Below are 13,900 nucleotides of genomic sequence, written 5' to 3'. Positions count from 1 at the left end.
GTGCGGATCCACGTCGAGGCGCACGACCTGCCGGGCCGTACCTTCGGCGGCCACTGCGGCGTCCACGTCGCCGTGCAGCGCCGCGCCCGTCCGGCGGAACTGCTGGACCCGCTCCCCGGAGACGCCGCGGAGGCGAGGTGGGACCTGGGCTGCCGGGTCCGGGAGACCCCGGACGGGCCCGACGTCACGGGCCCCTGGATCCAGGGCGGTCCGGGCGCCCGCTTCGTCTACCTGTCCTGGGGGACGGTGGCGGGGCCGGGGGACTTCACGATGTTCCGCCGCGCCAAGCTCATGCTCGACGGCGTCGAGCCCGGCATCCTGCGCGCCGCCGTCCGGTCCGGGACGCTCGTCGGGCGGCTGGGCCTGACCGACGCCCGGGGCGGCCGCTCTGCGCGGCCGTGCGTCCACCCCTCGTCACCTGGTCGGCGGGGACGGCCGACGCCAGGGGCCGGCGGGACTGACCGGGGTCACCCGGACAGGAGAACGGGACCACCACCCCGCCGGTGGGCGCGCCCACGGTCCGCACGACCGCTTACGCCTTCCCACCGGCGCCGGGCAGTGGTCCCGCTCGGTCACTCGGGATCCGGGTCCCTCAGTCCTCTCCCCTGACGATGTTCCAGTCCTTGCCGCTGTCGGGCTCCCGCTGCGGCGGATTGCCCCGGCCCTCCTTCAGTACAGCAGGCCGGCACGTACGTATCTGCTGGTCTCGGGGGATGCGGGTGATGGTCGGGTGGCCGTTGCGTGTGTCCACGGCTGGGCGCCTCCTCATGTCTTCTCGAAACCGCATACCCATTCGAACGTGATTTACACGACATACATTCCGGATCTGGACATGTTCGCCCGGGGCATCCGCACGGTGTCCGGCGGTCGTCGCGCTGCGCGCCGGCCCCGGCACCGGCCGTGTCCGCCGTCCCGCGGACGGACGGGCCCACCCGTGGAGGTGCGGCTGCCCCGCCCGGCGCGGCGGAAACCGCCCGGGCACGCGGGATCAGCGGGTGGGGTGCCACTCGGCCAGCAGCACGGTTGCGTCGTCGTCGAGGCGGCCGTGCCGGTGCGCCAGGACGGCGTGGACGAGTCGCCGCAGGACTTCCGGCGCGGGGTCGCCGAGCGCGGTGGCGTGCACGACGTAGTCGGTGAGGCGCCGCTCGCCGAAGTCGTCGCCGCCCTCGGCGCGGGACTCGGTGACGCCGTCGGTGTGGACGAGGACACGGTCACCGGGTTCCAGGCGCGTGGAGTGGACGGTGCGCGGCCGGCCGCCGTAGTCGGGGCCGAGGCCGAGGGGCAGCTCCGCCTCGCGTTCCAGGGCACCGGTGACGACGTGCCGGGCACGGATCAGCCGGGGCGGCGGGTGCCCGCAGTTCACCCAGGCGAACTGGCCGCTGCGGACGTCGAGATCGGCGAAGACCGCGGTGGCGAGCCGGTCCGGGATCCACTCGGCGAGCGTCTCGTCCACGGTCTTGACGATCTCGCCCAGGTCGGCGCCGGCCCGCCGGGCCGCGCGGCATCCGGCGAGCGCGACGGCCGCGGTGAGCCCTGAGGCGAGGTCGTGGCCCATCGCGTCGAGGACGGTCAGGTGCAGGTGGTCGTCGTGGAGGCTGTGGTCGAAGGCGTCGCCGCCGATCTCGTACGCCGGTTCCAGCACGGCGCTGGAGGTCACCTCTCCCGTCCCGAGGGTCCGCGGCGGCAGGAACGCCCACACGAGCTCCGCGGCGGTGGTCATGGGACGGCTGCGCACGAGCCGCAGCAGGTCGTCGCTGAACCCCGACTTCGAGACCAGCGCCAGGGTCGTGACGTCGGCCAGCGCCCGGCAGCGCGAGAGCAGTTCGGGGTCGATCCGGTGGGCGGTGACCTCCATGACGCCGACCCGCTCCACCCCGTCGACGAGGGGGAACCACATCGTGATCCGGTCGTCCCGCTCGCTCAGGCGCAGCGAGACCGTCCGGTAGGCGGCGCCCGCCGGCGTGCCGTCGACGGCCACGGCGCGGCGGGCTCCGGAGCCCGGCTCGCCGGACAGGGGCACGAGCCGGGCCTGCTGGACGTCGGCGAGCAGGACCGTGACGTCGTCCAGGCCCACCTGGTGCGCGGCACGTGCGAGGGCGGCGCCCCAGTCCTCCGGGGCGACCTCGTGCGAGCGTTGCAGGAGCCCGCTGAGCAGGGTGCCGAAGCCGGTGTCGTCCACCGCCACCATCGCCTGTCGGTGCGCCGCCCCCATGGCGGGGCCGGAACGTGGGGTCCCCTGCCCCGGGCGCCACGCCCGAAACATCGCACCGCCCCTGACCTGCGGCTCCGCAGGGAACCGGCACGCACGGGCCTCCCCGGATCGCCTACGGCCGCCGGTTCCGCAGAACGTCATATTCCAGCAAATCGAGTGCCAAAACGGGCGTGCCGCACCTCGATGGGCACCCCGAGGCCCGAGGCTTCTCGTGTCCCACCCGTCACGGGTGCCCACGGCACCCGCGGAGACAGGAGTCGATCCATGCGCGTTTCCCGTTTCGTTGCCGCGGTCGGTGTGGCCGTGGCCGTCGTCCTGGGCGGTGCGGCGGGCGCCGGTGCCGTCACGCCGGAGTCCTTCGGCGGCCACGGCACGCACGCCACGCACGGCGACCACGGCCGCGGTCACCACAGCCACCACGGCAAGCGTCACCACCACCGCTGGCACGGTCACCGCCTGCACCGTCACCACCACGTCGTCAACCACCACCGCCGCTGAACCGCGGCCCGGCCCGCGGAACCCCGGTGGCGCCCTCCGTCCGCACGGAGGGCGCCACCGGCGCGTGCGGACCCCGGCACCGGGCGGGTCGTCGGACGGTCCCGGTCGTCAGGCGCTCCGGTCGTCAGGCGGTCCGGTCGTCAGGCGGTCTGGGCACTGCGCAGTGCGGCGTACGGCCCGCCGGAGCGCAGCAGTTGATCGTGCGGACCGACCTCCGTGATCCTCCCGTCCTCCATGACGACGATGCGGTCCGCGTTGCGGATGGTGGACAGCCGGTGGGCCACCACGAAGACGGTGCGGTTGCGCACCAGGCGCTCCAGCGCCTGCTGGACGAGGGCCTCGGAGCGGGAGTCGAGGGCGGAGGTCGCCTCGTCCAGGACCAGTACGCGGGGGTCGCGGATCAGCGCCCGGGCGATGGCCAGCCGCTGCTTCTGCCCGCCGGACAGCCGGGCGCCCCGCTCCCCGACGACCGTGCCGAGGCCGGCCGGCAGCCGCTCCACGAACTCCAGGGCGTTGGCGGCCCGCAGGGCCTCCCGCACCGCCTCCTCGGGGACGCCCGGCATGCCGTAGGCGACGTTCTCCCGGATGGTGCCCTCGAAGAGGATGGACTCCTGGGGCACCACGGACACGAAACGGCGGTAGCTGCGCAGGTCCAGGTCCTCCATGTCGGCCCCGTCCAGCAGGATCCGGCCCTCGGTGGGGCGCAGGAAGCCGATGACGAGGTTGAGGACGGTCGACTTGCCGGCGCCCGAGGCGCCCACCAGCGCGACGGTCTCGCCCGGGCGGACGGAGAGCGAGAAGTCGCGCACCGAGTGGCCGGCGGCGTCGTCGTAGGCGAAGCCGACGCCCTGGAAGTCCACCCGCCCGCGCACGGCGGCCACCTCCGCCTTGCCCGCGTTCTGTTCCAGGTCGGGCGCCTGCAGCACCTCACCGACCGAGCGCACCGACTCCAGCCCCTTGCTCACCACGGGGGTGAGGCTGAGCAGGGTGGTCACGGCGGCGGTCAGGGCGGAGAAGTAGGTGGTCAGCATGACGACGTCGCCGGGGGTGACGCCGAGCCAGCCGTGGTAGGCGGCGAGCGCGGAACCGAGCAGGCAGCAGACGCCGAGGACGTTGAGGACGATCCAGGCGAGGGAGCCGAAGCGGCCGTTGAGCCGGTCCAGGCGCAGCCCCGCGGTGAGCACCTGGCTGAGCGTGCCGTCGACCCGGCGCAGCGCGGCGGACTCCAGGCCGTGGGCGCGGGTGATGGGGATGAGCGTGGTCATCTCGGTGACCCGGGAGGAGAGTTGCTCCACCTCGTGGCGGAACGATTCGTTGGACTCGCGCAGCCGTCCCCGCAACCACATCACCAGCGCGGACGTCGCGGGCACCACGACCAGGAAGACCGGCAGGAAGGACGGCGCCTGCACGGTGATCACCACCAGCGCGCCCAGCAGCGTGGCGAGCGCGGACAGACCCATGTCGCCGGTCTGCTGGACGGCCTGCTCGATGGCCTCGACGTCCCGGATGACCTTGGTCTGCAGGACCGCGGAGTTGACCTTCGTGTGGTAGCCGATGGAGAGCTGCTGCATGCGCTGGCAGAGCGCGGAGCGCAGCCGGGTGCCGGTACGGCGGGCGCTGCCGTACCAGCAGCGCACGTACAGCAGGTGGAAGGGGTAGTTGAGGAGCAGCATCAGCAGCAGCACACCGGTGCCGAGCACCATGCCCGACAGCGGACGGTGCTGCACGATGACGTCGATGACCTGCGCGGTGATCAGCGGTGTCAGCCAGATCGGGGTGTGCTTGACCATGAACGCCAGCACCGCCAGGGCCAGTCGGCCGCGGTCGTGGCGGAAGAGGTAGGCGAGGGTGCGGATCGGGTGCTCACCGCGGTAACGGTGGTCGAGCGGGCCGTGCGGCGACGCCATGCGGGGACTCCGGGGGCACGAGGGCGCGGGGTGATGAGACGGCGCTGGCTCATCGTCCGGTCACCGCGGAATCCTAGGCCGTGAGCGCTCCCACGGACACCGCGCGGGGCCCGCTGACCGGTCCCGGCCGACTGGGTGGCGGCTCCCGGGGCACACGGTGGGTGAAGGGGCGGCGCGAGGGCGCGCCCCCGGACCACTGGGAGGGCCGATGCTGGCCATCGTTGCGGCCGTCGTGTTCGCGGTCGCGTTCGTCATCAACGCCACCGGGACGGCGACGGAGGACGTGTTCACCCCGACGAGCCTGCTGCTGGTCGGGCTGACACTGCTGGCCGCGCACCTCGGCGGGGTCGGCTCGGGCGCGGGCGGCCGCTGGTCGGGATACCGCCGGCGGGGGCGCTGAGCCCTCGGGGAGGGAACGGACATGACGCACCGTCGGGACACGGGGTCCGGGGCCGGGCCCGAGCGCCGTCCGGGCTTCACCAGTCCGGGGTTCTCCACGTCCGCCGCCGTCCCCGGTCCGGACACCGGGGACGGCGCAGCGGTTCCGCCGCCCCCGCGGATCCCGGAGTACGAGGTCCCGGAGCCGGAGGTCGCGGGCATCACGGAGCCGGGGTTCGAGTCGCCGGGCTTCGAGTCCCCCGGGTTCGAGTCCCCCGGGTTCGAGTCCCCCGGGTTCGAATCGCCCGGCTTCGAAGGGCCGGGGTACTCGAGCCCCGGCTTCACCGGCCCCGGGCCGGTGGGCGGCGCCGACCCCGCCGGCGCGGACCGGGACGAGGGCCGCTCATGACGCGGGCGGCACCACGTCCGGCGTGGCCGCCGGGGAGGTGACCCCCATGCGGGCCCGGCTCTCCGCGACGAGCCGCTGGACGTTCCGCTCGACCTCCTCGGGGTCGAGGCCGAGGGCCTGGCCTATGTGCGCGGTCCAGACCTCGGAGCGCACGTTGGTCTCGAAGGCGAGGTCCGCGCGGATGTTGTCCCGCGCGGCCTGCCGGTTCTGACTGACCATGACGAAGGTGGAGAGGAAGATCGCCTCCAGGCTGACGATCATGGTGAGCAGCCCGAAGGGGTAGGGGTCGAAGACCCCGCCCGGCCCGGCGAGCCCCTGGTTCAGCAGGATCCAGACCGTGAACCAGACGATGTGGACGTAGACGAACGCCATCGAGCCGGCGAAGGCGGTGATCACGTCCGCGACCCGGTCCTGGGCACCCCTCCCGCGGGCGAAGAGGACCCGCTCGTGCGGGGAGCGGACGACCGGGCGCGGCGGCGTGGGGACGGCGGTGCCGTCGGCGGGGGAACTCATGCCCCTCATTCTGCTTTCGGCCCGCCACGGCGACGGCACCGGGAAGCCGGGAAGAAACCGCGCCCTCCCTGCGTTGGCATGGGCGGATCAAGAACTGCACGAAAGGAGGCGACCGGTGAAGGTACGTGCCTCGCTGCGTTCCCTCAAGAACGCCCCCGGCTCGCAGATCGTCCGCCGTCGCGGCCGTGTCTACGTGATCAACAAGAGGGACCCCCGCTTCAAGGCCCGCCAGGGCTGACCTCAGCGGGCCGAGCCCAGGAACACCACGGGCGCCGCGCGCCGTCCCCCGGACGGCGCGCGGCGCCCGTCGCCGTCCGGGTCACCGCTGCCCCGTCAGGGAGCGCAGCAGCAGCAGCGCGATGTCGTCGGTGCGCCGCCTGCGTTCGGCGGTGAGGGCGAGCACGCCGTCGGCGACCCGGTCCAGCGGCAGCCCGCCGGCCGCGCGGAGGTGGTCCGCGAGGCCGGCGAGCTCGGCGTCGACGTCCGTTCCCGGGCACTCGACGAGCCCGTCGGTGTAGAGCATGAGCACCGAGCCCGGCGGGAAGGGGAACTCGACCGTGCGGTAGACCGCCTCGGCGTCGATGCCCAGCAGGGGTCCCTGGGCGAGGTCGAGCGCCCGCACCCGGCCGTCCGGCTCCCGCAGCAGGGGCAGCGGGTGGCCCGCGCCCGCCGCCATCGCCCGCTCCCCGTCGGGGTCGAGGTGCAGGTAGAGGCAGCTGGCGAGGAGGTCCACGTCCAGCTCGAGCAGCAGCCGGTTGGTGCACTCCATCACCTGCCCCGGGGACTGACCGACGGCGGAGTACGCCCGCACCGCGGTGCGCACCTGGCCCATCAGGCCGGCCGCGGTGACGTTGTGGCCCTGCACGTCGCCGATCACGGCGGCCGGGCGGTCCCCCACGCGCAGCAGGTCGTAGAAGTCGCCGCCGATGTCCATCCCCTCGGTGCCCGCGAGGTACCGTGCGGCCGCCTCGAGGCCGGGCAGCTCCGGCAGGCTCCTGGGCAGCAGCGCGGACTGCAGGCCGTGGGCCAGCCGGTGCTTGGCGTCGTAGAGCCGGGCCCGCTCCAGGGCCTGGGCGATCAGGCCGCCGAGGCTGGTGAGCAGTGCCCGCTCGTCGGCCCCGAAGCGGTGCGGCCGCGGGTACCCGAGCACACAGGTGCCGACGGGGCGGCCGGAGGCGATCAGCGGGAGGTAGGCCCACGCCGCCATGCCGTCCCGGACCGGAGGGCGGTCGGGGAAGTGCTCGCGCATCTCCCGCTCGGACTCCAGGAACGCCGGCGCGCCGCTGGCCAGCACCTGGGCGGCGGGCGTCGGCAGGGACATCGCCATGCCGTCGTAGCGGTCGACGATCGCCGGATCGTGGTAGCCGCGGTGGCCGAGCACCCGCATCCGCCCCGCCTCCGGGGCGACCACGGCCACCACCCGGCTGCCGACCGCGGGCATGATCTCCTCGGCCACCAGGTCGATCACGTCCTGCACGCCGACGGCCTCCGTGAGCGCGCCCGACAGGTTCACGAGGTGGGAGATGGCCACCAGGCCGACCGCGGGCCGCGCCGCACCGCTCGGCGCACCGGGCACGGGGGGCTGCTCCGCCGGGCCGCGGGCCGTCGAGATCCGCACGCTCACGCCGTTGCTGCTGGGATGGAGCTGGAAGGTGAGCCAGTCGCCCGGCGGTCGCAGCGCCGTGAACGAGGTGGGCTGCCTGCTGATCAGCGCCGCGCGGTGGCGCTCCTGGTGCACGGGGTCCTCGAGCCAGGGCAGCGTCCGCCACAGCGGGTGCCCGAGCAGCTTGCGCACGGGCACGCCCAGTTGCCGGGACGCCGCCCCGTTGGCGTAGGTGACCCGTCCGTCGAGGTCGAGCGAGCACAACCCGTCCGGCAGCCGGCCCACCATGCGCACCGCCTCGACCGCCGAGGACACCCCGGCGACCGGGGGGCCGATCGTCACGTCCCGGCCGCGGCGGACCGGCCGGCCCGCGGCGGTCTCCTGCTCCAGGCAGCGGGCGAGCCGGTCGCAGCCGGTGACCAGGCGGTCGCGTTCCCAGTCGGACAGCTCGGGCGGATGGGCGCCGGGCCAGGTGACGAACACCGAGCCGAAGGCGGCGCCGGGGGTCGCGACGGGGAGCGCCGCGAGGGTGAACGGGTACGGCAGGACGAGGGAGATCCGCGGGTAGCGGCGCGCCATCTCCTCCTCGCCGCCGACCCAGACCAGCCGGCGTTCGCGCAGTGCCTCCGCCACGGGGATCGGGGCGCCCAGGCCCACCCGTTCCCAGGGTGCGGCGAACGCCCGGGGCAGGCCCGCCATCACGGCCATCTCCAGGACCGGCTCGCCGGGCGCGAGCAGGTAGACGCCGCCCGCGTGGGCCCGTACGCCGTCCATCATCGCGAACAGCGCGGGGGCCAGCAGGCCTTCGTCCGTCCGCATCCCGGTGCCGGGGCGGGACGGTGCGGGAGGGGACCCGTCCGGCACGGGCATCACCTCCTCCGCCTCTTCCCGTCCAGACTGCATCCGCGCCGCGGACCGCGCATGCGGGGGACGCGCGGTTCCGGGCGGTCGCGCCCGGCCGGTCGGTGGGCGAAGCCAACTCCCGTGATTCTTCGGTCAGATGGCATGGGGTGTTTTTGTTCGAACCCCTTGGCGTTCGACCGGCGCGGTGCTTCAATGTGGCGCTGTTAGGAAGGTTTCCTAACTTCTGACCGACGGAGTCACCGTGCAGATCCCCCCACAGCGTCATGCACGCACCCTCCCGCGCCGGCGCGTCGTCCTCTACGCGACCGCGGCGCTGACCGCCGGCGTCCTGACCGCCGGCATCGGGACGCTCGCCTCGGCGGCACCGGGCCGGCCGGCCGCCGCGGCGGCCGGCGTCGGGCTCGACGACCCGCACAAGAAGGACATCGCGATGCAGCTGGTGTCCAGCGCCGAGAACTCCTCGCTGGACTGGAAGGCCCAGTACAAGTACATCGAGGACATCGGTGACGGCCGCGGCTACACCGCGGGCATCATCGGCTTCTGCTCCGGCACCGGCGACATGCTCGAACTCGTCGAGCTGTACACCGACCGCAAGCCCGGCAACCCGCTCGCCCGCTACCTGCCGGCGCTGCGCCGGGTCAACGGGACCGACTCGCACAGCGGGCTCGGCTCCGGCTTCGAGAGCGCCTGGCGCAGCGCCGCCGCGGACACGGCGTTCCAGCAGGCGCAGAACGACGAGCGCGACCGCGTCTACTTCGACCCCGCCGTCCGGCAGGCCAAGGCCGACGGGCTGCGCGCGCTGGGCCAGCTCGCGTACTACGACGCGATCGTGATGCACGGCCCCGGCGAGGACAAGGTCAGCTTCGGCGGCATCCGCAAGACCGCCCTGTCCAAGGCCAAGAGCCCCGCCCAGGGCGGCGACGAGACGGCGTACATCAACGCCTTCCTCGACGCGCGCAAGGCGGCGATGAAGACCGAGGAGGCGCACAGCGACACCACCCGGGTCGACACGGAGCAGCGCGTCTTCCTCAACAACGGCAACCTCGACCTCAACCCTCCGCTCAAGTGGAAGGTCTACGGGGACAGTTACACCATCAACCAGTGACGTCCCCGCGCCCGCCGTTCCGGGCGGCCTCCCCCACCCGGGGGGCCGCCCGGAGCGGTGCCGGGCGAGGCGTCCGGGCTGACACGACCTAGCCGAGTTCCAGGCTGGTGACGCCGTACATGCCCGCCAGGTCGACGTCGGGGACCGGGCCCGTGTACATCCGCGCGGCCTCGAACGAGGGCGTCAGGCCCAGGTGTTCCACCAGGCGCACGGCGGCCTCGTTGGGCTCGGGCACGTCGATCACCAGGGGCTCCCCCGGCGCCGTCCGGGACAGCCCCATGAGGAGCGCGAGGGCGACCTTCCCGGACGAGGCGTAGAGCGGGCCCACGCGGGACGGCCCGCGGGCGGCCCGCAGCACGCCCAGGCCCTGCAGCCGGCCGTCGGCGACGGCCGCGAGCGCGGTGCGGTCCGGGAGGGTGATCCAGGAGGCGAGGAAGGCGTCGCGCGCGGCGGGGAAGAACCGCCGGTCGTAGCGGGCCAGTTCGCCGAAACGGACGCTCCGGGCGTCGATCAGCGCGACGCCGCCGGGCATGACCCCGCCGGACGGCGTCCCCTGGTAGCGGATGTTCCGCCACGCCGTGCTGAACCCGGACCTGCGGTAGTTCTCCTGCTGCGCGACGACCCCGTCGAGGCCGACGTTGCGCCCGGCGAGGTGCTCGAGCCCGGCACGCCAGACCTGGATCCCGTAGCCGCGGCCGCGGAAGGGCGGCCGCGCGATGTAGAGGCCGACGAAGCCGAAGTCCGTCCCGTACCGCACCGCGGAGACCGAGGCGACGGGCTCGCCGTCGAGCCTCCCGAACAGGAAACCGGCCGGGTCGGCGGGGAAGAAGGCCTGTCCGTCGGACCTGCCGGGGTTCCATCCCTCGTCGTCGGCCCAGTCGGAGAGCCGGCTGATGTCCTCGGCGCCCGCGGAGGAGACGTGGAAGGCGGTCATGGGGAGCTACCTCGGGGATCGGTTGCCGGGGGAAGGCGCCGCGCACCGGGGACGCGAGGACGCCGGGGAGGCGGCGCGGGTGCGGGCGATGAGGAGGGTGACGTCGTCGGGCGGCGTCGCGCTGGGCAGGGTGCCGAGCACCGCCGAGCACAGGTCGTCCAGGTGGAGCCCGGGCCGGTCGAGGGCGCGGCGCACGCGCTCCATCCCGGTGTCGAAGCCGTGCCGGCGGTCCTCGATGAGCCCGTCGGTGTAGAGGGCGATGAGGCTGCCCTCGGGCAGCTCCACCTCGGCGGCCTGGTACGGGGGCATCCCGAGGCCGAGCGGGGTGCCGTTGGGCAGGTCCAGGAAGGTGACGCCGCCGCCGGGGTCGCGGACGGCGGGCGGCGGGTGCCCGGCCCTGGCCATGGTGCAGCGCCGGCTGGCGGGGTCGTAGACGGCGTACAGGCAGGTGGCGCTCACCGACGGCACGTGGAGGCCGTCGCCCTCCTCCTCGGCGAGGCGGATGATCGTCTGGTCGAGGTGGGCGAGGAGCTGTTCCGGCGGCAGGTCGAGGTCGGCGAGCGTCCGCACCGCCGTACGGAGCCGGCCCATCGTCGCCGCGGCGTCGATGCCGTGCCCGACGACGTCGCCGACGACCAGGGCCACCCGGTCCCGCGGCAGCGGGATCACGTCGTACCAGTCGCCGCCCACCCCGTCCTCGAGTTCCGCCGGGAGGAAGCGGGAGACCACGTCCAGGCAGGGGCCGCCGCACAGGCGGCGCGGGAGCAGGCCCCGCTGGAGGGCGAGGGCGGTGGCGCGTTCGTGGGTGTAGCGGCGCGCGTTGTCCAGGCTCAGCGCGGCCCTGGCGACCAGTTCCTCGGCGAACAGCAGGTCCTCCTCGTCGAACGGCCGCGGGTCGCCGGAGCGCAGGAACAGCACCACGCCCAGCACGACGCCGCGGGCCCTGATCGGCACGATCATCAGCGAGTGCAGCCCGAACCAGTCGATCTTCCGGGCCCGTGCCGGGTCGCGGCTGAGCCACGGGGAGGCGGTGTCCAGCACGGGCTCGAGCAGGGAGCGGCCGGAGGACAGCACACGTGTGAGGGGCGAGGAGGACGGCACGTAGACCACGTCGCCGACCTGCGAGACCGCCTCGGGGGCGCCCTCGTGGACGGAGGACAGTCCCGCCCGGCGGAACACCGGGACGTAGTCGCCGTCCGGGCCGAGCCGGGACAGCGGTTCCTCACCGAGGCGCAGGGTGTCGGCGAGGTCGACGGTGACGAAGTCGGCGAGGCAGGAGACGCTGAACGCGGCCAGTTCCTGCGCGGTGCGCATGACGTCCAGCGTCGTGCCGATACGGGCACCGGCCTCGCCGAGCAGCGCCAGGCGGTCGCCGGTGCGGCCCTCCCGCGTGATCCGGAGGACGACCAGGCACACGCCCATCGGCCGGCCCTCGGCGTCCTCCAGGCGGATGCAGGAGGCGGAGTACGCCTCGTCGCGGCGGACGCCGTCCACCGCCGGCACGGCGTACTCGCGCCCGGTCACGGGGGCGCCGGTCGCCAGCACCTGGCGCATCACCGCCTCCAGCCCGCGGGCCCCGGCCGGCAGCGCCGCGTCGGGGCGGTGTCCCAGCCGCCGTTCCCTCGGGATGCCGTCGTGGCCCTCCAGCGAGTCGTTGACCCAGGTGCACCGCAGGTCGGTGCCCCACAGGGCGAGGCCGATCGCCGAGGGGGCGAGGGGGGATCCCAGCGCGGCCCCGGTGACGCCCACCGCCCGCTGGAGCAGGCCGGCCAGGTCGATCGGTGCGGGTGATGCCATGTCACGTAGGTCCTTCGTCTGGGCTGTGGGGGGTGTGCCGGGGCCCGGTCCGGCCGGTGGGGGCCGGAGCCGGGCCGGGAGGGTCAGCGCTTGAGGAGGTCCGCCGCGCGTTCCGCGACCGCGTAGACCGTGGCGGCGATGTTGCCCGAGGGGATGGTGGGCATCACGGAGGCGTCGGCGACCCGCAGGGCGTCGACACCGTGGACCCTCAGGTCCGTGTCGACGACGGCCAGGTCGTCGGTGCCGATCCGGCACGTGCCGACGGGGTGCATGTACGAGGCCAGGGCGCCGCGCGCGTACGCCCGCAGGCCGGCGTCGTCCTTCACGTCGGGGCCGGGCAGGACCTCGTGGGCGCGCCAGCCGTCGAGGGCGCGTGCCTGGCCGATCTCCCGTGCCAGGAAGAGCGCTTCGACCATCGTGCTCAGGTCGCGGTCGTCACCGAAGTAGTCGGGGTCCACCAGCGGCAGGGCGCCGGGTTCCGCGTTCGCGAGCCGGACGGTGCCGCGGCTGTGCGGCCGCATCGGGGAGACCGCGATCCGGTACCCCTGGCCGTCCGGCACGCCGGCCGCGACCGGGTGGCGCCCCGGGGCGTCGACCAGGAGGACCTGCACGTCGGGGTGGCAGATGCCGAGCCGGCTGCGCACCAGGCCGAGGGCCTCGCCGTGGTTGTTGATCCCGGGCGGGACGGGACGGGCCGCGCGGTGGACGATGTCGGTCAGCGGGTGGTCCTGCAGGTTCGCGCCGACCCCCGGCAGGTGGAGGGCGACGTCGATGCCCGTGTCCCGGAGGTGCGCCGCGGGGCCGACGCCGGAGAGCATCAGCAGTTGCGCCGTACCGATGGTGCCCGCGGCGAGCACGACCTCGCCGTGGCAGCCGACCAGGGCGGTGCCCGTGCTGCGGGCCCGCCCGTACTCCACCCCGACGCACCTTCCGTCGCGCAGCAGCACCCGGTGGACCAGGGCGCCGGTCACCACGGTGAGGTTGGGGCGGTGCCGGGCGGGGGTGAGGTAGGCGTCGGCGGCGCTCTGCCGACGCCCGCCGACGATGTTGAGGTCGCTCCAGCCGAAGCCCTCCTCCACGCCCGCGGCGATGTCGGACGCCCGCCGGTACCCGGTCTGGGTCGCCGCCGTGAGGAGCGCGGCCACGACGGGGTGGGGCGGGCTGGCCGGCCCCACGGTCAGGGGGCCGCCGACGCCGCGGAGCACCGGGTCCCGCCCGGGGGCGTTCTCGCTGCGCTTGAAGTACGGGAGCAGGTCGTCGTAGCCCCAGCCCTTGGCACCGCCGGCGGTCCACGCGTCGTAACCGGAGTGGTGGCCGCGCACGAAGGTCATCGCGTTGATGGTGGACCCGCCGCCCAGGCCGCGGCCGCGTGCGAGCGGTGTGGTGGTGCCCGTCGCCGACTGCGGGACGGTGGTGTCGCCCCAGTTCGCGGGTGTCCCCAGCAGCGACGGCCAGGCGGGCGGCGTCGCCGCCGCGGCCGGGGGCCGGTCCTCCCCCGCCTCCAGCAGGAGCACCCGTGCGCCGTCCGGCTCGGAGAGGCGCGCGGCGAGCACACTGCCCGCGGTACCGCCGCCGACGACCACGAAGTCGTAGCTGTCCGTCATCGCATGCATGGATCACCTCTGACCGGCCGCGACCGGCGTTTCCGGTGATAGCCCAGGTCGGCTAACACCGGACACG

14 protein-coding genes are annotated in these 13,900 nt (G+C 74.4%); 6 read left to right on the top strand and 8 right to left on the bottom strand.

The annotated features are described in order from the left end of the window. Complete coding sequence (locus ABZ479_RS23650; protein ID WP_500463434.1) at positions 1–609, top strand: DUF5990 family protein; 609 nt, start codon at positions 1–3, stop codon at positions 607–609. On the opposite strand, the gene ABZ479_RS23645 is transcribed toward ABZ479_RS23650, so the two are convergent. After that, complete coding sequence (locus ABZ479_RS23645; RefSeq protein WP_499602921.1) at positions 593–751, bottom strand: hypothetical protein; 159 nt, start codon at positions 749–751, stop codon at positions 593–595. The genes ABZ479_RS23650 and ABZ479_RS23645 overlap by 17 nt on opposite strands. Before the next feature lie 237 nt (positions 752–988). Further along, positions 989–2,188, bottom strand: a complete 1,200-nt coding sequence (locus ABZ479_RS23640; protein ID WP_500463433.1) for a PP2C family protein-serine/threonine phosphatase — start codon at positions 2,186–2,188, stop codon at positions 989–991. Positions 2,189–2,476: 288 nt separating this feature from the next. On the opposite strand from ABZ479_RS23640, the gene ABZ479_RS23635 reads away from it, so the two are divergent. Continuing rightward, a complete protein-coding gene (locus tag ABZ479_RS23635) occupies positions 2,477–2,710 on the top strand; it encodes a hypothetical protein (protein WP_499602924.1) in 234 nt (77 codons plus the stop codon). A gap of 140 nt (positions 2,711–2,850) precedes the next feature. On the opposite strand, the gene ABZ479_RS23630 is transcribed toward ABZ479_RS23635, so the two are convergent. Further along, entirely contained in the window at positions 2,851–4,617 is a 1,767-nt protein-coding gene (locus tag ABZ479_RS23630; RefSeq protein WP_500463432.1) for an ABC transporter ATP-binding protein, read from the bottom strand. Positions 4,618–4,825: 208 nt separating this feature from the next. On the opposite strand from ABZ479_RS23630, the gene ABZ479_RS23625 reads away from it, so the two are divergent. After that, positions 4,826–5,017: a hypothetical protein gene (locus ABZ479_RS23625; RefSeq protein WP_499602927.1), complete on the top strand. Its 192-nt coding sequence runs from the start codon at positions 4,826–4,828 to the stop codon at positions 5,015–5,017. A gap of 21 nt (positions 5,018–5,038) precedes the next feature. Beyond that, positions 5,039–5,404 carry a hypothetical protein gene (locus ABZ479_RS23620; RefSeq protein WP_500463431.1) on the top strand — a complete coding sequence of 122 codons (366 nt, stop codon included), beginning with the start codon at positions 5,039–5,041 and terminating at the stop codon, positions 5,402–5,404. On the opposite strand, the gene ABZ479_RS23615 is transcribed toward ABZ479_RS23620, so the two are convergent. After that, a complete protein-coding gene (locus ABZ479_RS23615) occupies positions 5,399–5,917 on the bottom strand; it encodes a DUF1003 domain-containing protein (RefSeq protein ID WP_500463430.1) in 519 nt (172 codons plus the stop codon). The two genes, ABZ479_RS23620 and ABZ479_RS23615, sit on opposite strands and share 6 nt — an antisense overlap. A gap of 115 nt (positions 5,918–6,032) precedes the next feature. Here ABZ479_RS23615 and ykgO point away from each other — a divergent pair, with 115 nt between their 5' ends. Next, positions 6,033–6,155, top strand: a complete 123-nt coding sequence (ykgO, locus tag ABZ479_RS23610; protein ID WP_018562490.1) for a type B 50S ribosomal protein L36 — start codon at positions 6,033–6,035, stop codon at positions 6,153–6,155. 81 nt (positions 6,156–6,236) lie between these two features. Here ykgO and ABZ479_RS23605 read toward each other — a convergent pair whose 3' ends face one another. After that, positions 6,237–8,390, bottom strand: a complete 2,154-nt coding sequence (locus ABZ479_RS23605; protein WP_500463429.1) for a SpoIIE family protein phosphatase — start codon at positions 8,388–8,390, stop codon at positions 6,237–6,239. Positions 8,391–8,625: 235 nt separating this feature from the next. Between ABZ479_RS23605 and ABZ479_RS23600 the strand changes: the two genes are divergently transcribed. After that, positions 8,626–9,489, top strand: a complete 864-nt coding sequence (locus ABZ479_RS23600; protein WP_500463428.1) for a chitosanase — start codon at positions 8,626–8,628, stop codon at positions 9,487–9,489. Between the two features lie 88 nt (positions 9,490–9,577). On the opposite strand, the gene ABZ479_RS23595 is transcribed toward ABZ479_RS23600, so the two are convergent. The 3 genes from ABZ479_RS23595 to ABZ479_RS23585 form a co-directional block, all read right to left on the bottom strand. Continuing rightward, the gene (locus ABZ479_RS23595; protein WP_500463427.1) at positions 9,578–10,423 is read right to left on the bottom strand and encodes a GNAT family N-acetyltransferase; all 846 of its coding nucleotides are present in this window, start codon (positions 10,421–10,423) and stop codon (positions 9,578–9,580) included. A gap of 6 nt (positions 10,424–10,429) precedes the next feature. Then, the gene (locus ABZ479_RS23590) at positions 10,430–12,220 is read right to left on the bottom strand and encodes a SpoIIE family protein phosphatase (protein ID WP_500463426.1); all 1,791 of its coding nucleotides are present in this window, start codon (positions 12,218–12,220) and stop codon (positions 10,430–10,432) included. 83 nt (positions 12,221–12,303) lie between these two features. Continuing rightward, entirely contained in the window at positions 12,304–13,833 is a 1,530-nt protein-coding gene (locus tag ABZ479_RS23585; protein ID WP_500463425.1) for a GMC family oxidoreductase, read from the bottom strand. Between the last annotated feature and the right edge of the window lie 67 nt (positions 13,834–13,900).

Origin of the sequence: Streptomyces sp. NPDC005722 (assembly GCF_040630935.1) — a bacterium.
Taxonomy (GTDB): domain Bacteria; phylum Actinomycetota; class Actinomycetes; order Streptomycetales; family Streptomycetaceae; genus Actinacidiphila.
Note: the sequence above shows the minus strand (reverse complement) of the source record. Positions and strands in the feature narration are given on the sequence as shown.